Raw genomic sequence first — 264 nt, 5'->3', positions numbered from 1 at the left:
GAACCCTACAGCGTCCTTCATTCTCAAAGAGCCGAGCCGCCTTCGCTCGGTCCTTCAAAACCAAACAGCAAGCCCGAAGTTCATAATGGATTGTTTACCGGAAACATTGACCTAGTTAGACCTGACAACCCGAAGGTTGCTGGTGTTGCCTACTCTCCCGAAGGATGAGTCCAACACCCGGTCTCCTTAGAAAGGAGGTGATCCAGCCGCAGGTTCCCCTACGGCTACCTTGTTACGACTTCACCCCAGTTACCGAGCACTCCT

At 53.0% G+C, this 264-nt stretch carries 1 rRNA gene; it reads right to left on the bottom strand.

The features are described from left to right. Positions 1-190: 190 nt before the first annotated feature. Positions 191-264: ribosomal RNA gene (locus tag AABA78_RS39130) — 16S ribosomal RNA — on the bottom strand; the annotation flags it as partial.

The organism is Corallococcus caeni, from assembly GCF_036245865.1.
Lineage (GTDB): Bacteria > Myxococcota > Myxococcia > Myxococcales > Myxococcaceae > Corallococcus > Corallococcus caeni.
Note: the sequence above shows the minus strand (reverse complement) of the source record. Positions and strands in the feature narration are given on the sequence as shown.